The sequence below is a fragment of the Celeribacter baekdonensis genome (genome assembly GCF_900102315.1).
GTDB classification, from domain to species: Bacteria; Pseudomonadota; Alphaproteobacteria; order Rhodobacterales; family Rhodobacteraceae; genus Celeribacter; species Celeribacter baekdonensis.
Genome location: NZ_FNBL01000001.1, coordinates 261841 through 287264 on the forward strand (window position 1 = coordinate 261841; position 25424 = coordinate 287264).

The following is a 25424-nucleotide window of genomic DNA, read 5'->3' on the forward strand; positions in this document are numbered from 1 at the left end:
GTGTGTTTTCGCGTGATTGGCTAAATCGCTCCACTGGAGCGATTTTTAACGCCAATCACCCAATCAGATTTGAATAGCCCGCTTCGTCATAATGCTTTTTGAGCCGCTGAAGCGCAATGCGCAGCACGATTTTGCCCGAACGCGCCGACCAGCCCATGCGCTTTTCGGCCTGCTCCATCCCTTCCAGATAACAACAACAGCGCAGCGCAACATCCCCAAGCCCCGGCCCAAGATCGGCCAAAGCTGCGGCCACGCGAGCCTTGGCGGACTCAGGGCCAAAGCCCTTGGAATCGCCGGAAAATTCGCCACGCCCACCGCCGGTGAGAAAGCGATCCCAATTCTGCGCCACACGCGGCCCCATTTGCGCCAGTTCAAAATCCTCGCGCAACCGTTCGGCTGCAGCCACCAGATCGGGCGGCAAAAATGTCTCGCCGCCTTTGTCACGCCGCCGAGACAGAACCATCACCGGGCTTTCAGCCGCGTTGTAGCGGATGCGTTTGGGCTTGTCGTCTGTAAGTGTTGGCTCATCGCGAAACGCCCAATCGCGGTGTTGATCACCAAATTTCATCGGCGCTTCGGCAAAGCCGGCCCGCGCGCTTTCGTCTTCGGCCAAAAACCGGCGCAACGCGGCGCGGCCCGCGGCAGTGATCGTGTAGCGGGTGATTTTACCCTTGGCCTGCGCCGTGATCCAATCCTTGAGCGCCATCGCTTGGGCGATCGGGCGATCCAGGACGGCGGTGCGTGTGGTGCGCCCATCCGGCAGATCCCGCACAACCACGGCCTTTTCCATATCTTGCGCCACAGCCAGACAGGCCCCCGGCTCAGAGAGGCGGCGCAGGATGCGGCGGGCTTCGCGGGCAATGGTCGCATCATCGGGGGGAGTCTGCCCGTCGGCGTGATCGAACGGCGTTTGGTCTGTCATCGTGTCCATGTCCTTCGCTGGGGGCTTAGGGCAACCTGCGTCATGAAACGGAACCGTGTCATGCGTGTCTTTCGCAGTGAGACGGCTGAGAGTGGTCAAGGCTTCGTCGATCAACGGGTCATCGCGTTTTTGTTCCACTTTGCGCACCTGACGCATCACGGTTGAGGGGGCACAGCCCCCCTTTCGGGCCAATTCGCGAATGGTGTCGCCCGTCTCCGTATGCGCAAGGTATCGTTGCGCCTCCTGAGGCACCCATTTCGGTAAGGGCCGCCCCTGTGCAGATGGATATTTCCCGTTTTCCAACATCGTTCCCCCAAGTTCACTCTTCAGCATTGTTTCCATTTTAGACACAGTCAGATTTGGAGCCTTCACCAATCCACAGGATATCCACTGGCTTTGCACAGGTTATCCCACCAATTGTCCCCGAATCTAACCACAACCATGGGTTGCATTGGTTACCTAAACGTTAATTGTTTCCTGTTTTGATATTATCGTTTCCAATTCATAAACAACGGAGCAAAGGACCGTTCGCATTGCGGAAACAATGCGCAACACACGTTCAGGTTGTGTCAGAGTGATGAAGAACCGCAATACCGGGGCCAAATGTCCAACACCGACATGCCTCAAAAGCGCGGACATTCATGCAACAGGAGACCATGATCATGAACGACGTCACAACCCTGCTCAACACGCTGCGCCGCCCTCGCCTTTTGATCCGCGCGGCCCGCTTTGGTCTCAATGATTACAACCGAAACCGCGACCTGAAACGGGTCATGCGCACCGCCAATGCGCCCTCACCAGCGCGCGCCGTGTCCTCTTTGATCGAGGAAGAAGCCAAGATCGAAGAGACCCGCCGATCGGGCGACGCCGCCTATAATGTAACACGCCATGTTGAAGTGCTGATCGCGCTGATGGGGGAAGCCCGGCTTTTGCCACGCGAACAAACCGCGGCCTGAGCCAGATTTGAGCGCCCCGCCCGGGTGCCAATGCCCCTCGTTTCCGCCTCCTCTCTTTTGAGATCCAGAGGGGCCGAAACGGGGGGCTCTTTTGTGTAAAATGACCCGCGCACCACAGCAAAGTTCCGCAAGCTGCAAAATCCACACGCATTCCATGTCGATTGGGCACATATGGCGGGAATCCATCTTGCCACAGAGGCGGAGCTGCGGGTAAAGGCATGTCATGACTCAAGTGATCCATGACCGCCTCCTCATCATCGACTTTGGCTCTCAGGTGACGCAGCTCATTGCGCGTCGTCTGCGTGAGTTGAATGTCTTTTGCGAAATTCACCCCTATCAAAACGTCACCGAGGCGTTGCTGAAAGAGATTGCGCCGAAAGCGATCATCTTTTCCGGCGGCCCGGATTCGGTGATGCGCGAGGGCAGCCCGCGACCGCCGAAAGCGGCCTATGATCTGGGCGTGCCGATTTTGGGCATTTGCTATGGCCAGCAGGTGATGATGCATGACCTGGGGGGCCGGGTCGAAGCGGGCGAACATGCGACCGCCGAATTTGGCCGCGCCTATGTGACGCCGACCGAGACCCGCCCGGAGTTTTTGAACGGCTGGTTTATGGATGGCATGGGCCGCGAACAGGTTTGGATGTCGCATGGTGACCATGTCGCCGAGATTGCCCCCGGCTTTGAGGTCTTCGGCACCTCCCCCGGCGCGCCCTTTGCGATCACCGCCGACCTTGAGCGCCATTTCTACGCGGTGCAATTCCACCCCGAGGTGCATCACACCCCGAACGGCGCAACGCTATATGAGAATTTCGTGCGGCTTGCGGGCTTTACCGGCGACTGGACCATGGGTGCCTACCGCGAAGAAATGATCGCGAAAATTCGCGAACAGGTTGGAGACAGCCATGTGATTTGCGGCCTTTCCGGTGGTGTGGACAGTTCGGTCACCGCGATTCTGTTGCACGAAGCCATTGGAGAGCAACTGACCTGTGTGTTCGTCGATCACGGGCTGTTGCGTCTCAACGAGGCCGAACAAGTCGTGAAAATGTTCCGCGACAATTACAATATCAAACTGATCCATGCCGATGAGTCTGACCTGTTCTTGGGCGAGTTGGAGGGCGTCTCTGACCCCGAAACCAAGCGCAAGATCATCGGCAAGCTGTTCATCGACGTGTTCCAGAAATACGCCAATGAGATCAAGGATGCGAAATTCTTGGCCCAAGGCACGCTCTACCCCGATGTGATCGAATCTGTGTCCTTCTCGGGCGGCCCCTCCGTGACGATCAAATCGCACCACAATGTCGGCGGTCTGCCGGAAAAAATGGGGTTGAAACTGGTCGAACCGCTGCGCGAATTGTTCAAGGACGAGGTGCGCGCGCTGGGTCATGAACTGGGCCTTCCGGCATCGTTCATCGGTCGCCACCCTTTCCCCGGTCCGGGTCTTGCGATCCGCTGCCCCGGCGAGATCACCCGCGAAAAACTGGCGATTCTGCAAAAGGCCGATGCGGTTTACATCGACCAGATTCGCAAACACGGGCTCTATGACGAAATTTGGCAGGCCTTCGCCGCAATCTTGCCGATGCGCACCGTTGGCGTGATGGGCGACGGGCGCACCTATGATTTCGCGCTTGCCTTGCGTGCCGTGACCTCGGTCGATGGCATGACTGCGGATTATTATCCGTTTACCCATGATTTTCTGGGCGAAACCTCGACCCGGATCATCAACGAGGTCAAAGGCATCAACCGCGTGTTTTATGACTGCACATCGAAGCCGCCGGGCACGATTGAGCTGGAGTAACACCTCAGACTTCTGGGGCGGCGATATCCTTGTGGTATGACATCAACATGTGTTGATCGGTTTGGGGAAATGAATGAAAAAAACATTTCAGAGCCCCAAACCTCACAGCAGCAAAGGCCATGTTTTTGCGCATGCGATGTGGCGCACGGGCAGCACAGCTATTGCCAGATGTTTTCTTGCGTCTGACAACTATCTGGTCTTTTACGAGCCATTTCACGAATCCTGTGGCTCGCTCACACGGATCAATCAGATGCGGCAGGACCAATCCAGGCAGACACAAGAGCTGCGGCATCCGGCATGGACAGGGGGCTATTTCGACACATATCTCCTGAAAGACCCATTGACGGGCAAACCGCTTTGGACACTCTTCGACAGATCAAGCACACTCTCGACAACCTACCGGACACGCCCCCATCCGCGCGCGCTGGCTTATTTAGACGCCTGTAAACGTGTCGCAGAAGATCAAGGAAAACGTGCCTTTTTCGGGTTTTGCCGGTCAGGTCAACATGCACAGGGCATCCCCATTGGCCCTGACGAGAGTGGTTTTTACCTTTACCGCGATCCGCACAGCCAATTCCTCTCCTATGACTGGCCCAAAAATGAGTATTTTCTCCCCTGCACCCTGATCCAATTGCTGTCCTCAAAGGCCACGCGCAAGGTTGTCTTGGACCTTTTGCCCAATGACACGTCTCGCGTAAGGCTCTTTACCTTTTTGATGCGGCGGCCAAGTTTTGAACGGCAGATTGCACTGGGCAGAACTTTGGCAAAACAGCTGACGCCTCGCTCGGCCTATCAAATGTTCTACCTCAGCCACTGCATCACATTGCATGCAGCGCGTCAGGCGGGTTTGCCCTGTGTGACGATGGACGATTTTAACCTCCGGCGCGCCGAGATCCAAGCCCAGTATGGCGTCGATTTTACCCTGCTGCGGCCCACAAGGCCCGCTCATGACGACGTGGATCAATTTGACGCCTGGGAAAAAGAATTACAGGAGCGTTTTGGCGCCCAAATCCCAGCGCTAAGTATCACATTCCACAGCAAAGCATGACCCGTTTCAAAAGACCACCTGTGCACGGATGCCCCTGTGATCACAGCACTTTTTCTTTGGAATCTGCTCTGGTTCAAACTAAGCAGTCAAAAGGGAAACGGCTGCCACTGGGGGGTCAGTCGACGGGAGGGCGCGATTTGGCAAAAGTCATGCTGACAGGAACGATGCGCTGTGAGCCGCATGAGGTCGACAGTGTCGTGGCGCTTTTGCCCCGGCACCACCGTCTGAGCGAGGCCGAACCGGGCTGTTTGTCCTTTGAGCTTTGGCAGGATGAATTGGACCCGTGTTGTTTTCATGTCAGCGAAGTGTTTCGCAGCGAGACCGATTTTGCCGCCCATCAAGACCGCACCCACAGCTCAGATTGGGGTCGCGTCACCAAACATATGACCCGAGATTTCAATAAGAGAGTGCTATGACCAACGCGCAAACGCACCCGATCCGCGCCGCCTTTTGGATGATGGGCGCGGTGTTCGGGTTTTCCTCCATGGCGGTGGCCGGGCGCATGGTGTCCGCCAACCTCGATACGTTCGAAATTCTGGGATATCGTTCGCTGTTCGGCCTGATGATCGTACTGCCCGTCGCGATATTTCAGGGCCGCCTGTCCGAACTCAGACCACGGTCTCTGCCGCTCCACATCGGTCGAAATCTGGGCCATTTTGCCGGTCAAAACCTTTGGCTCTTCGCCCTGACATTGATCCCATTGGCGCAGCTTTTCGCGCTCGAATTCTCCTATCCCATTCTCGTGGGTTTAGGTGCCACCGTGTTTTTGGGCGAAAAAATGACCCCGACCCGCGCCTTGGCAGCCCTGATGGGGTTTGCCGGCATCCTGATCGTGGCCCGTCCGTTTGGCGCGGACGGTCTGTCCATCGGCTTGCTCGCCGCCATGGCCTGTGCCCTTGGATTTGCCACCTCGGCCCTGTTCACCAAACAACTCACCCGCACCGCAAACGTGTCGATTCTTGCCATCATGTTCTGGATGGTGACGCTGCAACTTTTGTTTGGATGTGTCTGCGCCATGATGGATGGCTCCGCCGCCTGGCTCACACTCACGGATCTGCCTTGGGTCATCTGGATCGCTCTGGCCGGGCTGGGCGCGCATTTTTGCCTGACCAAAGCGCTCAGCCTCGCCCCCGCCTCGATTGTCACGCCCATAGACTTTCTACGCCTGCCGGTGATCGGCGTGGTCGGGATGCTGCTCTATGGGGAAAGCCTTGATATTTTTGTTTTTATCGGCGCAGGCATCATTTTTGTCGCCAATTACATCAACATCCTCTCCGAGTCCCGTCGCACAGCGGCATGGCCCGCGTGATCACGCTGTTGCCGCACCGCAAGGAGTCATTTTAAAACTATGACGCGGCGTCAGAATTGCTTGAAATTTCGCACAGGCTTAGGCTCAAATCACAACATGTGCGGCAAATCGCGCAACACCAACACATCTCAGTGACAACACCGCTGAATCACCACCGAACCACCAGATCGACAAAATAAAACCGTGTCGGCACCACTAATAAAGGAAACGCGCCCAGGGCTCGTTTAGGGATGGAGACTATGAAAAACACATCAATTTTGGCATTGGCCTGTGCGGTCACCGCGACAGGCGCATTTGCAGGTGGGATCGACCGATCCGGCCAATCCATCGCGCCGATCTTTGAAGATGGCAGCTATTTGGAATTCTCGTTTGGGAGCGTGAACCCAACGGTATCGGGCGTTCAGACCGGCACCTATAATGATGGCACGACTGTCGTTCCCGGCTTGGGTCAGTCCTCTGGCAACATGGTAGAGTCATACACATCCGTCGGTGCCGCCTATAAAACCGACCTAAATGACAAATTCAGCGTTGCGTTGATTTTTGACCAGCCTTTCGGAGCTGACGTCAATTATTCCTTCGCGGACTCACCCGCGCCCTACGCCTATACTGGTTCCACAGCCTCGATCGATTCCAACAGCCTGACCGCAGTGCTGCGCTACAAAATCAACGACCGCATTTCGGTTCTTGGTGGTGTGCGTGAAGTGACCTCTAAGGGCAAAGTTGCGCTGTCCAACGGCTATACGATGAACACCACCACAGAAACCGATTGGGGCTATGTGATTGGCGCGGCCTACGAGATCCCCGACATCGCCCTGCGCGCGGCTCTGACCTATAACTCTGAAATCACCCATGATTTCACCACGACCGAGAACGGCATTTTTGACAGCCCGATGGAAACCCGCCTGCCGCAATCGGTCAATCTCGATTTTCAAACCGGGATTGCCGCAGATACGCTGTTGATGGCCTCTGTGCGTTGGGCCGAATGGACCGCGTTCGACATTTCGCCAACCGCCTATGTCGCCAATGCGGGCGATGCGCTTGTCGATTACGACGATGACACGATCTCCTACAGCTTGGGTGTCGGGCGCCGGTTCAATGACAAACTGAGCGGTTCCATCATGGTCGGTTATGAAAAATCAACCGGCGGCTATTCCGGCAACCTCGGCCCAACCGATGGCTACGCCTCGCTGGGTCTTGGCCTGAAATACCAGATCACCGAGCAAACCGCGATTTCGGGTGGCGTGCGCTACGTTTGGATCGGCGATGCCGAAACCGAAAACCCAACGTTACCGGGCACCACATTCGGTGAGTTCACAGGCAATGACGCCACCGCGTTTGGCATCAAAGTTTCGCACTCGTTCTAATCTACGGGTCAAACGACCTGTAAAGATGGATGTTTCAAAGGCCCCGCCCCTCTGCGGGGCCTTTTCATATGTATCTAATGCTTCTGATCACATTTCGTGATCCTCTTTTGCACAAATTCCGGTTTGCCTGCGCACCTGCCCTCCGCCATGGTCCGCACAGATCGACACCGTCCCGACGGGACATTCACAGGACACATCTCATGGCCCCGCAAAAAACCATTTCCGCCGCCGCATGGCTTGGTCTGGCCGCCATGGGATTGCTCTGGGGCGGGTCTTTCCTGTCTGTCGCGCTGTTGATCCGCGAGTTGCCAATCTATTGGGTCGTCGCCGGGCGCGTCACCATCGCGGCACTGGTGTTGTGGTCCTATGTCTTGATCAAAGGCCTGCCGGTCCCGCCAATGCGCCACTATCTGTGGCGCTTCATCGTGGTCGGCTGCCTGACCTCCGCCCTGCCGTTTCTGTTGATCACCTGGGCGCAGCACCGCATTCCCTCGGGACTTGCGGGCATTCTCAACGCCTCCACCGCGATTTTCGGCGTGCTCTTTGCAGCGCTGTTTTTTGCCGATGAAAAGCTTGGTCTGCGCAAAGGTGCGGGCGTGATTTTGGGCGTTTTAGGCATCGTCACGGTGATCGGCCCGGACGCGCTTCATGCCTTTGATCTGACCTCTCTGAGCCAATTGGCGATGATCGCGGCGACGATTTCCTATGGTCTGTCCAATGTCATTGGCCGCAGGCTTTTGGCCGATCTCAAACCACAAGTTGCCGCCGCCGGGATGCTGTCGGGTGCCGCCGTTTTTGCCCTGCCCGTGGCGATTGTCACCTCCGGTCCGCCGCCGATGTCGCTGATGCCCTCCACATGGGGGGCATTGTTGTACCTCTCGGTGATGGCCACAGGTGTGACCTATTTGATCTACTACCGCGTGCTCAAATCGGCGGGTGCGGGCAACACCTCGCTGACCACATTGATCGTCGCCCCGGTGTCGATCGCGCTCGGAGCCGTGGTTTTGGGCGAAAGCCTCTCCCCCTCGGCCTATGCCGGGTTTGGCCTGATCGCGTTGGGGCTTTTGGTCATTGATGGTCGGATTTTGGCGCGGCTCAAGCGCATCAAACCGGTGCAAACATAACACAGCCCTGGCCAAAACCCCTTGCTCCAGCCGCGCCCACATGGCACCCAAGGGTGGATCAACAAAGGATGCGAGATGCGTTACACCTCGGGCAAAGACTGGCACGGCTGCACCGCCAAAAGAGTCATTCTCTTTGGCATGTCAGGTCTTGGAAAAACTCATATTTCCAATATGTTGCGGGACACCAAAGCCTGGTATCATTACTCGGTCGATTACCGGATCGGCACGCGCTACCTGGGCGAGGCGATTGACGACAACCTCAAAAAGGTGGCGATGCGCGATCCGTTTTTGCGCGATCAATTCCTGTCCGACAGCATCTATATCAAATCCAACATCACCTTTAACAATCTGACCCCTGTCTCCTATTTCCTCGGCAAACCCGGCGCGCCGGAGTTGGGCGGCATCCCGATGGTCGAATTTCAACGCCGTCAGGCGCTGTTTCGCGCCGCCGAAGAGGCCGCATTGATGGACACGGGTCATTTCATCAGCCGCGCCCAAGACCTCTACGGCTATCCGCATTTCGTCTGCGACACGGGTGGGTCGATCTGTGAATGGGTCGATGCCGAAGACCCGAGCGATCCGATCCTGAAAGCGCTCTCAAAAGACGCGCTTTTGGTCTGGATCAAGGGCTCGGAGGCTCATACCGAAGAGTTGATCCGCCGCTTTGATCGTGCGCCCAAACCGATGGCCTATCAGCCGGAATTTTTGGCAGCAATCTGGGACGAATATCTCGCGGAAAAACGCGTGGGCGAAGCCGAGGTCAACCCCGACGATTTCATCCGCTACACCTATGCCCGCGCCCTCGCCCACCGCCAGCCGCGCTATGCCGCCATGGCCGAAAACTGGGGCGTGACCGTGAGCGCCGAAGACGTGGCGGCGGCCAAAACGCCCGAAGGCTTTGACGCACTGATCGGTGCGGCGCTTGATTTTCGGGCCTCGCACGCCTAAATGACTTTCCCACCACGAAGGACCTGAAAGATGCCCATCACCTTGCCCGAAAACCTGCCTGCCTATGACGTGCTCTCGGCTGAGGGGGTGATGGTCATGGGCGAAGGCCGGGCCGCATCACAGGAAATCCGCCCCATCCGCATCGCGCTTTTGAACCTGATGCCAAAGAAAATTCAGACCGAAAATCAGTTTGCCCGTTTGATCGGCGCGACGCCGTTGCAGATTGATTTCAAACTGATCCGGATGAGCGAACATCAGACCAAAAACACCGCCGCCGAACATATGGAAGAGTTTTATCGACCCTTTGACGAGGTCAAAGCCTCGGGTGAGAAATTCGACGGTCTGATCATCACCGGCGCGCCGATTGAACATCTGCCGTTTGAAGAGGTGACCTATTGGGACGAGCTCAAAGAGGTGTTTGAGTGGACCCAAACCCATGTGCATTCGACCTTTGGCGTCTGTTGGGGCGGCATGGCGATGATCAATTATTTCCACGGGGTGAAAAAGCACGTTTTGGAAGAAAAGGCCTTTGGTCTGTTTCGTCAAAACAACCTTGCCCCGGCCTCGCCCTACCTGCGCGGCTTCTCGGACGAATGTTACATTCCTGTGAGCCGCTGGACCGAAATGCGCCAAGCGGAAATCGACGCGGTTCCGGCGCTGATCCCATTGCTGGGCTCGGATGAAACCGGACCGTGTCTGGTACAAGACCCGGATCATCGCGCGCTCTATATTTTCAACCATTTCGAATATGACACCGGCACGTTGAACGAAGAATACCGCCGCGATGTCGATGCCGGAAAACCGATTGTGCCGCCGCTGCATTACTTTCAGAATGACAACCCGTCCTTGCGTCCGGTGAACCGCTGGCGCTCACATGCGCATTTGCTCTACGGCAACTGGATCAACGAGATTTATCAAACCACACCCTACGATTTGGCAAAAATCGGTGAGTAAAGCTCTGATCATTGTCTCCCTTTTCCTTGCGCTGATCGCAGCCACGGTTTTGATCGCCCAAAAACGCGGTCAAACGGCGCTGCGAAACGCGCCGCAAAACGGGGAATTGATCACCACGTCTTCTGGGCAGATTGTCCATGTCGCGCACTACGGACCCGAGGATGCGCCCCCCATCGTGTTGATCCACGGTGCATCCGGGTCAACCTATGACATGACATTCCGTCTCGCCCCGGCGCTTGCGGATCGCTACCGCGTCTATGTTGTCGATCGCCCCGGCTTTGGACATTCGCCTGCGCCCATAGACGAAAGCGTGGCGGCCCAAGCGCAAACCCTGCGCGAGGCGATTGCCACGTCAGAGCCGCGCAAAGTGATGGTTTTGGGTCATTCTTACGGCGGCGCAGTGGCACTTGAGTGGGCTTTGCAGGATCAGGAAACGTTGGTCGGTTTGGTGCTGGTCTCCGCCGCGTCGCATGAGTGGGCGGGTGAACCGTCGTTGTTTTACCGCACGCTCGCGACCCCGGTGATCGGCGACATCTTTGCCTGGATGCTCATGGCTTATGTGCCCTCCCCCGTCTTGGCCGCGGAAATAGACGCGGTGTTTGCGCCGCAACATGCGCCTGAGGGCTATACCGCCTCGTTCCAACCGCGCCTGTCCCTGCGCCCCAAAACCCAGACCTTAAACGCCCGGCAACGCGTGACGCTCAAGGCGCAACTGCGCGACATGACGCCAGATTATCCCTCCCTCACGCTGCCGATCGAAGCTGTGCATGGTACGGCGGATACCACCGTGGGCCTTGACATACACGCCGCTCGATTGGACCGCGACGTCGCCTCCGATCATCTGGTGCGGCTTGAGGGGCTGGGCCATATGCCGCATCAGGTGGCGACACAGGATGTTGTGGCCGCTGTCGACCGACTGACCGCACGTCTTGCGGGCCGCTAACCCGCGCAGTTGCATTGCACTCGCGTGCCAAAAGCCCCATATTGTTAAGAGTATTAACACGAAAGCCGTGACATGACCGACCTGCCCTTTGATGGCGCGATTTCTCGCTACTATTCAGACGAAGCCCCCAAAAGCATCCGCAAAGCCATCGCGGAAGGCAGTAAAAAGGACATTCTGTCCGACACTTACCCCTATTCCTCTTGGATGAAGAAATCCGACTACCAAGACGAAATGGACGCTTTGCAGCGCGAATTGGCCAAGCTGCTGGCCGATATTCGTGCGACCGGCAAGCGGATTGTCGTCGTGTTTGAGGGCCGTGACGCGGCGGGCAAAGGCGGGACGATCAAACGCTTTCGTGAAAACCTCAACCCGCGGTCGGCGCGCGTTGTCGCACTCTCGAAACCGACCGAGCGCGAAGTCGGGCAATGGTATTTCCAACGCTATGTCGAACACCTGCCGACCAAGGGCGAATTGGTGCTGTTTGACCGCTCGTGGTACAACCGCGCCGTGGTGGAAAAGGTGTTTGGCTTTTGCACTGATGATCAGCGCGACAAATTTTTTCACCAACTTCCAGAATTCGAGGACATGTTGGTGTCGGAAGGCATCCAGCTTTTCAAAATTTGGCTCAATGTCGGGCGTGCCGAACAATTGCGCCGCTTTTTGGCCCGCGAAGGCGATTTGTTGAAACAATGGAAACTGTCCTCGATTGATGTTGAGGGGCTCAAACGCTGGGACGCGTATACTGTGGCGATTTCAGAGACGATGGAGCGCAGCCACAGCGAAATCGCGCCTTGGACGGTAATCCGATCGGATGACAAATACCGCGCGCGCCTCAATGCGATCCGCGCTGTGCTCAGCCAGATTGAGTATAAAGGCAAAGACGAAAAAGGGTTGGGCGCAATTGACGATAAGATCGTTGATGGCCCGGCCTTGCTGACCACGGGTGACGTGGACGAATGAGCGGCATCGCATGACCAAAAAGCGCGGCTATCATCACGGCAATCTGCGTCAGGCTTTGGTCGATGCGGCTCTGAGCCTGATTGAGGAAAAGGGCCCGACCGGCTTTTCCTTATCCGAGGCGGCCAAAACTGCGGGGGTCACCCCCGCCGCCGTCTATCGCCATTTCGAGGGCCGCGAGGACCTGATCGCCGAGATCGCGCGGCAAGGCTACGAGGTCTTCGCCGATCTGTTGGATTACGCCTATGAGACCGGACAGCCTTCGGCCTTGGCGAGTTTCGAAGCCGTGGGACGTGCCTATCTGGCCTTTGCGCGCAAATATCCGGGGCATTATGTGGCGATGTTCGAGAGCGGCATTTCGGTGCAACGCACACCCGATCTGTATCAGGTCGCGACGCGCGCTTTGGGCGTGATGGAACAGGCCGCCGTCAACCTGTCTGAACATATCCCGGCCGAGAACCGCCCGCCGCCGCAAATGGTTTCGGCGCATATCTGGGCGATGTCGCATGGCGTGGTCGAGTTGTTCGCCCGTGGCTCCCCCGGCACCAAAAGCCCGTTTCCGCCCGAGGATCTGTTGGAAACCGGCATCGGAATTTACCTGCGGGGGCTTGGGCTGATCCCTCAGGACAAATAGGTAAACCTGTTCACTTTGAGGCATAAAACGTGAGACATAAAACGGGCTTTGGAGACGATAACCAAAGCCCGTTTTCTTGTTTGGGTGGGCTTTAGCCAAACACAACCAAAGCGCCGGGGGACCAGCTGATGCGGGCGCGGGTGCCGACCTCAAGCACGTCACGACCAAACAGGTTGCGCATCGACAGGCGTACCGGCGTGTCCACCCCGTCGAATTTCACGTCGTAATAGGTCATGTCGCCATAATAGACGACCTCTTCGATCATCGCGGGCGCTTCGCGGTGGGTCGGCGTTTGCGTGTCGTAAAGGATGGTCAAGGTTTCCGGGCGAAACCCGACCGTGGCCGCACCTTCGGGGAAGCCTTCGGGGCATTGCTCCTCGGTGATTTCGGTCTCGCCCAGGCCGACGATATTGACGATTTTCTTGCCGCCCTCATTGCGACAGGTCGCGGGCAGAAAGTTCATCACGCCAATAAAATCCGCCACGCGTTTGGTTTTGGGACACCGATAAAGCACTTCGGGATCATCGCATTGTGCAATCTCGCCCTCAAACATCACCGCGATCCGGTCGGACATGACCAGCGCCTCTTCTTGGTCATGGGTGACGAGGATAAAGGTGATGCCAACCTCACGTTGCAGCTTGATCAACTCCACCTGCATTTGTTCGCGCATCTTGCGGTCAAGGGCGGAGAGCGGCTCGTCGAGCAACAGCACTTTCGGTTTGAGCACCAAGGCGCGCGCCAGAGCGACCCGTTGCCGTTGCCCACCAGACAGCGCATGAGCGGCGCGGGTGCCATACCCTGAGAGACCCACCATGTTGAGCGCAGCCTCGGCGGCTTCGGCCTTTTCCGCCTTTGACATTGGCGATTTGCGCAGACCAAAGGCGACGTTTTCGGCCACGGTCAGATGCGGGAAAATCGCGTAGGATTGGAACACCATATTGGTCGGACGCTTGTTGGCCGGAACCCCCATCATGTCCTTGCCCGCCAGCATGACAGAGCCGGAATCAATGTCCTCAAACCCTGCGATGGTGCGCAAAAGCGTGGTCTTGCCACAGCCCGACGGGCCTAAAAGGGAAAAGAATTCGCCCTCGCCGATCTCAAGGTTGATCCCACGCAGCGCGTGATACTCACCATAGTGTTTTTGGATATTCTGAAGCGAAATAAGTGGCTTACGTTCAGGTTTTGCTTTGATCGTCATTAGAGGAAGCCCCCGGTGTCTTTGAGGCCTGCGCGCTTGGCGCCACGGCGACGGAAAATTTCAGCAATAGTGATGAGCAGGATCGAGAGAACCACAAGGATCGTCCCAAGCGCCATCACGGCGGGCAACAGTTTCGGAAACCGCAGCATGGAAAAAAGATAGACCGGCAGCGTCGGATCAGCGCCGGTGAGGAAGAAGGCGATGATGAATTCATCCATCGAAATGGTGAAGGAGATCAACAGCGCCGACACGATCCCCGGCATGACCAAAGGCAAGGTCACACGGCGAAAGGTCGAAGCGCGGGTTTCGCCCAGATCATAAGCCGCCTCTTCCAGTGACGGATCAAGGGCGGCAAAGGCGGAATTGAGAATGGCGATGGCAAAGGGTGTACAGATCAACGTATGCCCGGCGATCACCGACCAGGAACCGGTGGACATGCCCAGTTTCAGGATCACCACCAAGAGCGACACCGCGACGATGATTTCGGGCAGCACCAAGGGCAGCATGATAAAGCCCATGATGCCCTTTTGGCCCGGAAAGTGATAGCGGGTCGAGGCCATGGCACCAAAGATGCCAAAAATCGTCGCCAACACGGCTGACGTCACTGCGATCTTGAAGGAGTTGAACAAAGCATTGTGCATTTCCGTGATGTCCAACAGCGCCGTGAACCATTCGGTGGTGAACCCTGTCAGCGGAAAGGCGATGATGGTCGAGGTGTTAAATGCAAACAGCGGCAACAGGAAGATCGGCGCGTAAAGAAACACCAGATAGAGAATGGCATAGGTTTTGAGCGTTTTCATCAGCCGCGCCCTCCTTTTTTACCGCCGCCTGCGGCCCGGTAGCCCACAATCAGGAACACGATCGCGATCACGGCGACGATCAACATCGCCAAGACCGCCAAAGTGGCTCCCAAAGGGGCGTTGTTGAGGCGCAGGAATTGGGTTTGGATCATATTGGCGATCATGGTCCCGCCCGGACCGCCCACCAGTTTCGGCGTGACGTAATCCCCAATTGTGGGGATAAAGACGATCAGTACAGCGGCGACCACACCGGGGGCTGCCAAAGGCAGGGTCACGCGCAGAAAGGTCATGGTGCGGCTTTCCCCCAAATCGCGCGACGCCTCAAGATAAGAGCGGTCGATTTTTTCAAGTGCCACAAAGATCGGCAGGATCGCAAAAGGCGCATAGGCATGGGCCAATGTGATGATCACGGCGTTGACATTATATAGGATGAAAGTCAGCGGTTCGTCGATGATACCGACAAGTTTCAGCCCGGAGTTCAACACGCCATTGTAGCCCAAGATCACTTTCCACAGGAACACGCGGATCAGGTAGGAGGTCCAAAACGGGATGGTGATGAGGAAAATCCACAGCGATTTTTGCTCTGGCTTGACCCCGAAAGAGACGAAATAGGCGATGGGAAAGGCCAAGAGAACGGTGACCACCGTCACCGAGCCCGACACCATCAAAGAGCGCAGCATCAATTCGCGATAGAGCGGATCTGACAGCGCCTCTTTGTAATTGACCAATGACAGGCCGGGGGCAAAATCTCGTACCCCTGTCTGGGTCAAGAACGAAATGACAACAATCGCAATCAAAGGCACCGCCAAAAGCAACAGCGCATAAAGTGCCGTGGGCGAGACGAGCAAAAGCCCGACCCCTTGATCTGTCCTGAAAAATCGTCGCAATTTTTCCCCAGTTGTCATCATATTCCCCTTCGTGCGTGGTATTGCCCTTACGCTCCGCAAATTTGATCAAATTTGCAAGAAGTTTTATTTCAGGCCTGTTCCATGACCGACAATTTCAATGCATTTGCCACTTTGTCTAGCATCAAACACGCGCAATTCGCGTTTGCATGACGCACTTCTTCTTTTTCACACCCCGGCGCAACGCATCATAAAACGGGCCGATGTGTTGGCAAAACAGCTTAGGGCAATGGCGACAGCGGCACTACGGGGATTTGAACCTTCGAATGATATAAATCGGACCCTTGGTCGCGGACCGCCGCAACCACCCCCTGCGCCAAAATCCGTGAGGGGGCGTATCCGCGTCAGGATGGGTCACAGGCGCTCCATGAGATAGGGCTTGATCGCCACTATCGCCCGGACGTTTTGAGCGGCCAAGAGCATGTGCCGCAGTCCCAGAAAAAGGACGTGAAAAGACCATAAAAAAGGCCGCCAACAGAACCCTCTGCGGCGACCTTTTGCGATATATATCCAGCGAAATTAACGCTTGGAGAACTGGAAGCTCTTACGGGCTTTGGCTTTACCGAACTTCTTACGTTCCACAACGCGCGAGTCGCGGGTCAGGAAGCCAGCCGCTTTCAAAGCGGCGCGCAAGGAGGGATCGTAAAGCTGGAGGGCTTTGGAAATGCCGTGCTTCACAGCACCGGCCTGACCCGAAAGACCACCGCCTTTGACGGTTGCGACAACGTCGAACTCGCCTTCGCGGCCAGCAACGGTAAACGGCTGACGCAGGATCATCTGAAGCACGGGACGTGCGAAATAGACGTTCTGTTCTTTGCCGTTCACGGTGACCTTGCCGGAGCCCGGTTTGATCCAGACGCGAGCGACCGCGTCTTTACGTTTGCCGGTTGCATAGGCACGACCCAACGCGTCACGCATCGGTTCAACAGGAGCGGCAACAACAGCGGTTTCACCAACAGCAGCGTTCAGCGCGTCCAAGGATTTGATTTCTTCAACCATGATTATGCGCTCCGAGTGTTTTTCTTGTTCATGGACTTAACGTCCAGAACTTCGGGATTCTGAGCTTCGTGCGGGTGCTCTGCCCCTGCGTAAACGCGCAGGTTGGTCATTTGCTGACGGGACAGTTTGCCGCCCGGCAACATGCGCTGAACCGCTTTGGTCACGACGCGCTCGGGGAATTTGCCCTCAAGGATCTGACCGATGGTGCGGGATTTGATGCCGCCCGGATGGCCCGTGTGCCAGTAGAAACGCTCGTCTGTGCGTTTTTTGCCGGTCAACTGGATTTTGTCAGCATTGATGATGATGACATTGTCACCCATGTCCATGGACGGGGTGAAGGTGGCTTTGTGTTTGCCACGAAGACGCATAGCGACGATCGAAGCAAGACGGCCCAGAACAACGCCTTCAGCGTCGATCAGGATCCATTTCTTGTCGATGTCCGCCGGTGTTGCGGAGAAAGTTTTCATTTGTCTTGCCCTTTAGGGTGGGAATTTGATTGGGCGACTTCTAACGGTTTCGCGCGCCGCGTCAAGCGCAGTATTTCTTAATTTATAAAGCAAATTCAGCATGTTACAAAATAGGTATTATTATACCCCACATTTCCCTGTCTATTTCACTCCAAAACCTCCATTTGCCTGCGCCTCTGTGCGCTCCTATACTTTATCACCTCGGCTGTGACCACACACAGGTGCCTTTGCCCACACACAATTCATCTTGGTATACATTGGTATACCCCACTTCCCTTTCACCGTTCAATGCGCTATGAAAAGGCGACTCCCCACCCTCCTCCGTTCCAAGGACATTCCCATGACCAAGATCAAGGTAGACAACCCCATCGTTGAGATGGACGGCGATGAAATGACCCGCATCATTTGGGATTTCATCAAGAAAAAATTGATCCTGCCCTACCTCGATATTGATTTGCTTTATTATGACCTCGGGATCGAGGAACGTGACCGCACCGAAGATCAGATCACCATCGACGCCGCGATGAAAACCCGCGAGGTCGGTGTCGCGGTCAAATGCGCCACCATCACCCCCGACGAGCAGCGCGTCGAAGAATTCGGCCTCAAACAAATGTGGAAATCGCCCAACGGCACGATCCGCAACATCCTTGGCGGCACAATCTTTCGCCAGCCGATCATTTGTAAAAACGTGCCGCGCCTTGTGCCGGGGTGGACCTCGCCCATCGTGGTCGGGCGTCACGCCTTTGGCGATCAATATAAAGCCACCGATTTCCGGTTCCCCGGCAAGGGTCAGTTGACGATGAAATTCGTCGGCGACGATGGCACCGTCATCGAGAAAGTCGTCTACGACGCCCCCTCCGCCGGTGTGTATCAGGCGATGTACAACTTGGACGACAGCATCCGCGACTTTGCCCGCGCCTCGTTGAACTACGGCCTCAACCTCGGCTGGCCCGTGTATCTGTCGACCAAAAACACCATCCTCAAAGCCTATGACGGCCGGTTCAAAGATATTTTCGAAGAGGTCTATGAGGCCGAATTTGCCGAAGAGTTCAAAAAGGCCGGCATCTGGTACGAACACCGCCTGATCGACGACATGGTCGCCTGTGCGATGAAATGGTCGGGCAAATTCGTCTGGGCCTGTAAAAACTACGACGGTGACGTGCAATCGGACACCGTGGCTCAGGGCTTTGGCTCTTTGGGCCTGATGACCTCGCAATTGATGACGCCAGATGGCAAGATCGTCGAAGCAGAAGCCGCCCACGGCACCGTCACCCGCCATTACCGCCAACACCAAGCGGGAGAGGCCACCTCGACCAACTCCATCGCCTCGATCTTTGCCTGGACTGGCGGCCTCAAACACCGCGCCAAACTGGACAGCAACGATCAATTGATGCGCTTTGCCACCACTTTGGAAAAGGTCATCGTCGACACGGTCGAAAGTGGCTTTATGACCAAAGACCTCGCGCTTTTGGTCGGCCCGGACCAAGGCTGGCTGACCACCATGGGCTTCTTGGAAAAAATCGACGAGAACCTGAACAAGGCTTTGGTGGGCTAAGCCGCACTCTCGCTGTGAAATCAGGGCCGGGGCCGAAATGCTCCGGCCTTTTGTGTCTGTGATGTGCCCCGACACAGTCTTGCACCTCCCCCCTCCCTTTGACAGACTGCACCACGACGCGACCCATGTCGGGGCGTCGATGTTGACCTCAAAAGGAACAGTTATGAAATACCTCCCCCTTGCGACCCTGATCGCCCTCACCGCCACCCCTGCCTTCGCGCATTTGCCGCCCGAAGAGCATGGCTCATTTCTGGCCGGGGCCTCGCATCCCTTGTTCGGGTTGGACCATGTTCTGGCGATGCTGGCGGTCGGCGTTTGGGCGCTTCAGATCGGCGGGCGCGCAATTTGGGCCGTGCCTGCGGGCTTTGTTGGCGCGATGACGCTGGGCTATATTGGCGCGCGGATGGGGATGGCGTTGCCCTTTGTCGAACCGATGATCCTCGCCTCCTCAATCCTCTTTGGCGTCCTTGTGATGTTGGCGCTCAAACCCGGCCTTTGGGGCGGTGTCGCTGTGGCGGCGTTTTTTGGCCTGTTTCACGGTCATGCCCATGGTGCCGAACTGGGGGCCGCCACCGCATGGTCCTTTGGCGCGGGCTTCATCCTTGTGACCGCCGCGCTGCATGGCTCTGGTGTCATTTTGGCCCAATATATGGCCCGCGCACATCCTTTTGCGCCGCGCGCTTTGGGGGCGGCATCCGCGCTTTTGGGCCTGTCGCTCGTCTTCGGGTAAGGCGCTAAATTTCCGCACAATTTTAGATGTTAGCGGCCTCTTAAGCCTGTGTGTCTAAACCCTGTCTCAAACGGAGAACAGAAGGTTTCCGACATGCAGTTGGCATCTGCCTATACATCTGCGGCCCTCATCGGTCGCACGCAAGAGCAACAGGCGCTCCGTTCGCCCTCCGCGCTGCCGGAGGGGAACGGGGCCACTGGCGCGCCTGACAGCACGGCCAAAATTGCGGCCCCAACACAAGATCAAAAGACCCGTGGGCCATCCCAAACCGGCACATCTATAGCTGCAAAAAGCGCCACCGACAGCACGGCTGAAAACGCGGCCGAAAAATCGGCAGAGACCGCCAAAACCGCCGCAAAGTCCAAAACCGCGGGCGCGAATGCGGTGTTTGCCCGTTATGACCTGACCCGTATTTCGGCGACAGAGGTCGATCACATGACCTCCGAACTGAAATCGGCGGGGTTTGACGATCTTGGCTTTCTTTTGGGGTTGGAACGGCAGGGCGCGGCCTACCGAACCGAGATGGAAACCCGCGCCAATGTGCCGGGTTATAAGACGGACAGCGGCTTTGACGCGTCTGCGCCGATGGATCTTTTGGCCAAAACCCGCTCCGAACGCGATTTAGCCCATCGCTATGGCCAAACCACCGAACGGCTCGACAGCCAGTTGGCCAAATTGGAGGTGGCGCATATGAACCGCCCCTCTGCCGCAGCACCCGCCGGGCCTTCGGCGCAGATGGCCGAAACCCTTGTGTTGTTTCAGGCCCAGCGACTTTGGATTGAATGACCCCTGTTGAATGACCCCTCTTGACGAACCCCTGCAGAAAGGCAGCCCATGTTGATCGCCGCCAATATCCCCCAAACCAGCCTCACCACACAAACGGCCAGTGCCACATCAGAGGCGCGGGCTCCAACCTCTCAGACAGGGTTCACCATCCAAACGTCTGCGCCCACTTCTGCGCCCATGGCTGAGGCGATCTATGCCGACTATGATTTGACCGATATGTCGCCCGATGAGATCGACGACATGACCGACCGGCTGCGCGAGGCCGGGGTCTATGAATTTAGCGACATGATGATGCTCGAAACCCGTGGCACGCGGTTTCAACAACATCTGTGCGACGGCCTGTATGAGGCCGGAATCCTTGAGAGCCCGTCTTTTGATGGCACGCGAAAAAGCGACATCCTCGAGTCGTTCAAAATTCAAATCGAAATGTCGCGCCGCGCCAGTGATCCCGCCGGTGATCCCATCGACTATGCCCAGAAAAACCTGGATCGGCTTGAGGACATCCATGCGCAGGCCCAGGCGGATCGGGCCAAAGCACAGAGCGTGCCGTCCCGCGCCGCGCCGCCGCCCGCCTTGGCGCAATCTCTGCTTGGGTTTATGGCGCAGTCTGGATGATCTGCTGCTTTTTAGGGCAGCCTCCCTGCCCCGTCTCGTTGGGTCACTGCGGGCGAGCATTTTACGCTAGACAGGTCAGCATTCCTGTCCTACATGTCACCTATGCCCGCACCTTTTCCCATTCCGCAAAACCCGGCGAAACACACGCTGTTCGAGGACCTCCAAGGGTTCTCCATTGCGCTGATCACCACCGCCATCGGTTTGACCATCATCGCCCAGCTCGGGTTCATCACCGGCCAGACGGCGGGTTTGGCTTTGGTCATCTCCTATCTCACCGGCTATTCCTTTTCCTGGGTGTTTTGGCTGATCAATATCCCGTTTTATGCCCTCGCCTGGTTTCGCATGGGCAAGGAATTCACCATCAAATCGGCGCTTTGCGTCACGGCGCTGTCGATCCTTGTTGCGGTCATTCCGAAATGGATGTCATTCGACACGCTCAACCCGGTGTTTGGAACCATCGCCTTTGGCATCCTGACCGGGTACGGGCTTTTGGGCACGTTTCGCCACAAGGGCTCGTTGGGCGGATTGGGCGTGGTCGCGCTTTATGTACAAGATACATACGGCATCCGCGCCGGGATTGTGCAACTTTGTTTTGATGCTGTGCTGTTTACCGTGGCTTTCTTCCTTTTCGAACCGTCCCGCGTGCTCTATTCCCTCTTGGGCGCGGTGATCCTCAATGGTGTGATCGCCTTTAATCACCGCCGCGACAGATATATCGCCAGTTGAGGTCCGCATCAGGGCCATCAAAAAGCCCCGAGGACCATATGCAAACCGCCGACCCAAAAGCCGACACACACAGCCTGCTCGAAGATGCGCAGGGGTTTATTTTCGGCACGGCCATGTGCGCCTTTGCCCTTGTGATGCTGCGCGATCTGGGGCTGGTGACCGGGCAGACCGCCGGTCTGGCGCTGTTGATCTCCTATATGTTCAAACTGCCCTTTGGCTGGGTGTTCTTTGCGGTGAACCTGCCGTTCTATTGGTTTGGCTACAAACGCATGGGGCTGAAATTCGTTCTTAAAACCTTTGCCTGTGTGGCGCTGATCTCGGTCTTTTCCGAGGTCTTCCCACATTTCGTCTCCTTTGAAACGCTCAACCCGGTGTTTGGGGCGATCATGCTGGGATTCATGACCGGCGCGGGGCTGATGGCGATTTTCCGGCATGGCGGGTCTCTGGGCGGGATCGGCATTTTGGCGCTCTACCTGCAAGACGCGACCAAATTCAAAGCGGGCTATGTGCAACTGGCCTTTGACGCCTGCCTCTTTGCCGTTGCCGCCTTCATCTTGCCGTTACCGCAGGTGCTCTATTCCTTGCTCGGCGCGGTCGTCGTCAACCTTGTGATCGCGATCAACCACCGCCGCGACCGTTATATTGCAATGTAAGGGGGGACCAAGATGCCCAAACATTATCTCTTTCTCTTGGCGGCCATCGTCTCCGAAGTCATCGGCACAACCGCGCTCAATGCCTCGCATCAGTTTACCAAACTCGTGCCCTCGGTCATCGTGGTCATCGGCTATGGCCTGTCGTTCTATTTCCTGTCGCACACACTCAAAGTCATGCCCGTCGGCATCGTGTACGCCATCTGGTCCGGGCTGGGCATCGTCCTGATCACCCTCATCGGCCTTGTCGCCTTTGGTCAAAAAATTGACCTCCCCGCCCTCCTTGGCATGGCTCTCATCCTCGCCGGGGTTCTCGTGATCAATGTGTTCTCAAAAACTGTGACCCATTGACCCCTCCCACCCCATGAGCATTTTACGCGCCAAATGCGGGTTTTTCGCCGCTCTGGTGCTTTAAAGCTGGTGTTTTGCCGCCGGGCCGGGTAGGCCCCCGCGCAAGACATACCTCACACGGAAACCGCACCCTATGGATCTTCGCAATATCGCCATCATCGCCCACGTTGACCACGGCAAAACGACACTCGTCGATGAGCTCCTGAAACAGTCGGGCACCTACCGCGAAAATCAGGCCACCACTGAACGCGCCATGGACAGCAACGACCTCGAGCGCGAGCGCGGGATCACCATTCTCGCCAAAGCCACCTCGGTCGAGTGGAAAGGCCATCGCATCAACATCGTCGACACGCCCGGCCACGCCGACTTTGGCGGCGAAGTCGAACGCATCCTGTCCATGGTGGACGGGGTTGTGTTGCTGGTCGATGCCGCCGAAGGCCCGATGCCGCAAACCAAATTCGTGACCTCGAAAGCGCTGGCTCTTGGCCTGCGTCCGATCGTGGTTCTCAACAAAGTCGACAAACCGGACGCCGAGCCGGATCGCGCGCTTGATGAGTGTTTCGATCTCTTCGCCTCGCTTGATGCCGATGACGATCAGCTCGACTTCCCGCATCTGTATGCCTCTGGCCGCTCTGGCTGGTGTGACGCCGAACTCGACGGGCCGCGCAAAAATCTGGACGCGCTGTTCAACCTCGTGCTCAACCACGTCCCTGCCCCGCGTCAGCTCAAGCATCAGCACGAGCCGTTCAAAATGCTCGCCACCACCTTGGGCGCCGACCCGTTTTTGGGCCGCATCCTGACCGGTCGCGTGGAAAGCGGCACGCTCAAAACCGGCGCGACCATTCAGGCGCTGACCCGTAACGGTCAAAAGATCGAACAATTCCAGGTCAAGAAAATTCAGGCCTTCCGCGGTCTTGGCATGCAGGAAATCCCTGAAGCCATCGCCGGCGACATCGTGTCCATCGCGGGCATGTCGAAAGCCACCGTGTCCGACACGCTCTGCGCCCTCGAAGTCGATACCCCGCTCGAAGCCCAGCCGATTGACCCGCCGACCATCACCGTCACCTTTGGCATCAACGACAGCCCGCTTGCCGGTCGCGATGGCAAAAAGGTGCAATCGCGTGTCATCCGTGATCGTTTGATGAAAGAAGCCGAAGTCAACGTGGCGATCAAAGTCACCGACACCCCCGGCGGCGAAGCCTTTGAGGTTGCCGGTCGTGGCGAGCTTCAGATGGGCGTTTTGATCGAAAACATGCGCCGCGAAGGGTTCGAACTGTCGATCTCCCGCCCGCAGGTTTTGATGCGCGAACTGGACGGCGTCAAAGTTGAGCCGATCGAAGAAGTCACCATCGACGTCGATGACGAATACTCGGGTGCTGTGATCGAAAAGCTGACCGGCGCACGCAAAGGCGAACTGACCGAGATGAAGCAACAAAACGGCAAAACGCGCATCATCGCGCATGTGCCGTCGCGTGGTCTCATCGGCTATCACGGCGAATTCCTCACCGACACCCGCGGCACTGGCGTTTTGAACCGCGTGTTCCACGATTGGGCCCCTTATAAAGGTCACATTCCGGGCCGTCGCCAAGGCGTTTTGATCTCCATGGACAGCGGTCAGGCCGTGTCCTACGCTTTGTGGAAACTCGAAGATCGCGGTCACTTCTTTATCGGCGCTCAGGCCGATGTCTATCAGGGCATGATCATTGGCGAGCATAGCCGTGACAATGACCTCGAAGTGAACCCGCTCAAGGGCAAACAACTGACCAACGTCCGTGCGTCGGGCACCGATGAGGCCGTGCGCCTCACCACCCCGGTGACACTGACCTTGGAACAGGCGATTGCCTATATCGACGATGACGAGCTGGTCGAAGTGACGCCGAAAGCGATCCGTTTGCGCAAGCGTTACCTCGATCCGAACGAACGCAAACGCCACGCGAAATCGTCCAAAGCCTAAGGCTCAGACGTTTCAGAATGAGTATATAAAGGCCCGTGTGAAAACGCGGGCCTTTCGCTTTGGCGCGCAGACTCTGTGCGGCCACAGGGACTGCGCCCAAATCCAAAGTTTCCTATATAATGGGCAAACGGAGGATCATCAGATGAAAAAAATCCAAACCCAAGGTGTGCATCACATCACCATCACCGGTGCGGACCGGCAAAGCTCGATTGACTTTTGGGAGGGTGTGTTGGGCATGCCCTTTGTCTTTGAACAGCCCAATCTCGATGATGCAAAACAAGGCCATTTGTATTTCGATCCGGGCGACGGGCGGTTGATCACCGTCTTCACCTCAGAGGATCGCAGACCGGGCCGCCACCGCATCGACCAAGGCCCCGGCTCCTTGCATCACTTGGCGTTCAATGTCTCAAAAGTCAGTTTCGATCACATCGTTGCGCGGCTCAATGCGCGCAGGATCACACATTCCGGGCCGAAAGACCGCGGTTTTATGGACAGCATTTATTTCCGCGAACCGAATGGGATGTTGGTGGAATTGGCCAGCTACCGCTTTGAGCCGCCATTGGGGTTCACCCACACGGACGTGTTGCATCGCGCCCATCTGATCCGCGTGGCGGCGGGTGACGATCACATCGACACCGAACATCTGGCCGATGCGATTGAGGCCTTGGTGACCGAGCGCACAAACACGCTTTCTGAGGATCGCGGGCCGAAAAATCCGTATTCCACATAAAACG

At 56.9% G+C, this 25424-nt stretch carries 27 protein-coding genes; 21 read left to right on the forward strand and 6 right to left on the reverse strand.

The genetic code is table 11. From position 1 onward, the window contains the following. Window positions 1-55: 55 nt before the first annotated feature. The gene (locus BLT54_RS01310; RefSeq protein WP_074641394.1) at window positions 56-1228 is read right to left on the reverse strand and encodes a DUF6456 domain-containing protein; all 1173 of its coding nucleotides are present in this window, start codon (window positions 1226-1228) and stop codon (window positions 56-58) included. Window positions 1229-1584: 356 nt separating this feature from the next. Here BLT54_RS01310 and BLT54_RS01315 point away from each other — a divergent pair, with 356 nt between their 5' ends. The 12 genes from BLT54_RS01315 to BLT54_RS01370 all read left to right on the forward strand — a co-directional run bounded on the left by BLT54_RS01315 (window position 1585) and on the right by BLT54_RS01370 (window position 12954). Further along, on the forward strand, window positions 1585-1878 hold the full coding sequence (locus tag BLT54_RS01315; protein WP_074641397.1) for a DUF6477 family protein: 294 nt from the start codon (window positions 1585-1587) through the stop codon (window positions 1876-1878). A gap of 223 nt (window positions 1879-2101) precedes the next feature. Further along, window positions 2102-3673 carry a glutamine-hydrolyzing GMP synthase gene (guaA, locus tag BLT54_RS01320; protein WP_074640301.1) on the forward strand — a complete coding sequence of 524 codons (1572 nt, stop codon included), beginning with the start codon at window positions 2102-2104 and terminating at the stop codon, window positions 3671-3673. 73 nt (window positions 3674-3746) lie between these two features. Beyond that, entirely contained in the window at window positions 3747-4721 is a 975-nt protein-coding gene (locus tag BLT54_RS01325) for a hypothetical protein (protein WP_074640303.1), read from the forward strand. A 137-nt stretch (window positions 4722-4858) separates the two neighbouring features. After that, complete coding sequence (locus tag BLT54_RS01330; RefSeq protein WP_074640306.1) at window positions 4859-5137, forward strand: putative quinol monooxygenase; 279 nt, start codon at window positions 4859-4861, stop codon at window positions 5135-5137. Further along, on the forward strand, window positions 5134-6030 hold the full coding sequence (locus BLT54_RS01335) for a DMT family transporter (protein ID WP_074640308.1): 897 nt from the start codon (window positions 5134-5136) through the stop codon (window positions 6028-6030). Before BLT54_RS01330 ends, BLT54_RS01335 begins: the two co-directional genes overlap by 4 nt. Before the next feature lie 239 nt (window positions 6031-6269). Continuing rightward, the gene (locus BLT54_RS01340) at window positions 6270-7394 is read left to right on the forward strand and encodes an OmpP1/FadL family transporter (RefSeq protein ID WP_074640310.1); all 1125 of its coding nucleotides are present in this window, start codon (window positions 6270-6272) and stop codon (window positions 7392-7394) included. A 200-nt stretch (window positions 7395-7594) separates the two neighbouring features. Then, on the forward strand, window positions 7595-8518 hold the full coding sequence (locus BLT54_RS01345) for a DMT family transporter (protein WP_074640312.1): 924 nt from the start codon (window positions 7595-7597) through the stop codon (window positions 8516-8518). 75 nt (window positions 8519-8593) lie between these two features. Continuing rightward, a complete protein-coding gene (locus BLT54_RS01350; protein ID WP_074640314.1) occupies window positions 8594-9466 on the forward strand; it encodes an ATPase in 873 nt (290 codons plus the stop codon). Between the two features lie 30 nt (window positions 9467-9496). Beyond that, the gene (locus BLT54_RS01355) at window positions 9497-10420 is read left to right on the forward strand and encodes a homoserine O-succinyltransferase (protein ID WP_074640317.1); all 924 of its coding nucleotides are present in this window, start codon (window positions 9497-9499) and stop codon (window positions 10418-10420) included. Then, window positions 10413-11363, forward strand: a complete 951-nt coding sequence (locus BLT54_RS01360) for an alpha/beta fold hydrolase (protein ID WP_176832802.1) — start codon at window positions 10413-10415, stop codon at window positions 11361-11363. Before BLT54_RS01355 ends, BLT54_RS01360 begins: the two co-directional genes overlap by 8 nt. Before the next feature lie 72 nt (window positions 11364-11435). After that, window positions 11436-12323, forward strand: coding sequence for a polyphosphate kinase 2 (gene ppk2 / locus BLT54_RS01365; protein ID WP_074640319.1), 888 nt, complete (start codon window positions 11436-11438; stop codon window positions 12321-12323). Between the two features lie 10 nt (window positions 12324-12333). Next, complete coding sequence (locus BLT54_RS01370) at window positions 12334-12954, forward strand: TetR/AcrR family transcriptional regulator (protein ID WP_009571272.1); 621 nt, start codon at window positions 12334-12336, stop codon at window positions 12952-12954. A gap of 91 nt (window positions 12955-13045) precedes the next feature. Here BLT54_RS01370 and BLT54_RS01375 read toward each other — a convergent pair whose 3' ends face one another. The 5 genes from BLT54_RS01375 to rplM form a co-directional block, all read right to left on the reverse strand. Beyond that, window positions 13046-14152 carry an ABC transporter ATP-binding protein gene (locus BLT54_RS01375; RefSeq protein ID WP_074640321.1) on the reverse strand — a complete coding sequence of 369 codons (1107 nt, stop codon included), beginning with the start codon at window positions 14150-14152 and terminating at the stop codon, window positions 13046-13048. Beyond that, complete coding sequence (locus BLT54_RS01380; protein ID WP_074640324.1) at window positions 14152-14952, reverse strand: ABC transporter permease; 801 nt, start codon at window positions 14950-14952, stop codon at window positions 14152-14154. The genes BLT54_RS01375 and BLT54_RS01380 overlap by 1 nt, the downstream gene beginning before the upstream one ends. Next, window positions 14952-15857 (reverse strand): ABC transporter permease, encoded by a 906-nt coding sequence (locus BLT54_RS01385; RefSeq protein ID WP_074640326.1) that lies wholly within the window; start codon window positions 15855-15857, stop codon window positions 14952-14954. Before BLT54_RS01385 ends, BLT54_RS01380 begins: the two co-directional genes overlap by 1 nt. A 519-nt stretch (window positions 15858-16376) precedes the next feature. After that, window positions 16377-16856 (reverse strand): 30S ribosomal protein S9, encoded by a 480-nt coding sequence (gene rpsI / locus BLT54_RS01390; RefSeq protein ID WP_009571277.1) that lies wholly within the window; start codon window positions 16854-16856, stop codon window positions 16377-16379. Window positions 16857-16858: 2 nt separating this feature from the next. Then, on the reverse strand, window positions 16859-17323 hold the full coding sequence (gene rplM / locus BLT54_RS01395; RefSeq protein ID WP_009571278.1) for a 50S ribosomal protein L13: 465 nt from the start codon (window positions 17321-17323) through the stop codon (window positions 16859-16861). A 340-nt stretch (window positions 17324-17663) separates the two neighbouring features. Here rplM and BLT54_RS01400 point away from each other — a divergent pair, with 340 nt between their 5' ends. The 9 genes from BLT54_RS01400 (at window position 17664) to BLT54_RS01440 (ending at window position 25420) form a co-directional block, all read left to right on the forward strand. Continuing rightward, window positions 17664-18878 carry an NADP-dependent isocitrate dehydrogenase gene (locus BLT54_RS01400; protein ID WP_074640328.1) on the forward strand — a complete coding sequence of 405 codons (1215 nt, stop codon included), beginning with the start codon at window positions 17664-17666 and terminating at the stop codon, window positions 18876-18878. A gap of 163 nt (window positions 18879-19041) precedes the next feature. Then, entirely contained in the window at window positions 19042-19608 is a 567-nt protein-coding gene (locus BLT54_RS01405; protein ID WP_074640331.1) for a HupE/UreJ family protein, read from the forward strand. A gap of 93 nt (window positions 19609-19701) precedes the next feature. Continuing rightward, complete coding sequence (locus BLT54_RS01410; RefSeq protein ID WP_074640333.1) at window positions 19702-20394, forward strand: hypothetical protein; 693 nt, start codon at window positions 19702-19704, stop codon at window positions 20392-20394. A 48-nt stretch (window positions 20395-20442) separates the two neighbouring features. Next, the gene (locus BLT54_RS01415) at window positions 20443-21009 is read left to right on the forward strand and encodes a hypothetical protein (RefSeq protein WP_074640335.1); all 567 of its coding nucleotides are present in this window, start codon (window positions 20443-20445) and stop codon (window positions 21007-21009) included. Window positions 21010-21111: 102 nt separating this feature from the next. Continuing rightward, the gene (locus tag BLT54_RS01420; RefSeq protein ID WP_074640337.1) at window positions 21112-21735 is read left to right on the forward strand and encodes a YitT family protein; all 624 of its coding nucleotides are present in this window, start codon (window positions 21112-21114) and stop codon (window positions 21733-21735) included. Window positions 21736-21773: 38 nt separating this feature from the next. Continuing rightward, window positions 21774-22388 (forward strand): YitT family protein, encoded by a 615-nt coding sequence (locus tag BLT54_RS01425; RefSeq protein ID WP_009571284.1) that lies wholly within the window; start codon window positions 21774-21776, stop codon window positions 22386-22388. A 12-nt stretch (window positions 22389-22400) separates the two neighbouring features. Beyond that, a complete protein-coding gene (locus BLT54_RS01430; RefSeq protein ID WP_009571285.1) occupies window positions 22401-22736 on the forward strand; it encodes a DMT family transporter in 336 nt (111 codons plus the stop codon). Window positions 22737-22869: 133 nt separating this feature from the next. Then, window positions 22870-24690, forward strand: a complete 1821-nt coding sequence (gene typA / locus BLT54_RS01435; RefSeq protein ID WP_074640339.1) for a translational GTPase TypA — start codon at window positions 22870-22872, stop codon at window positions 24688-24690. 142 nt (window positions 24691-24832) lie between these two features. After that, window positions 24833-25420: a VOC family protein gene (locus BLT54_RS01440; RefSeq protein ID WP_074640342.1), complete on the forward strand. Its 588-nt coding sequence runs from the start codon at window positions 24833-24835 to the stop codon at window positions 25418-25420. Window positions 25421-25424 lie beyond the last annotated feature (4 nt).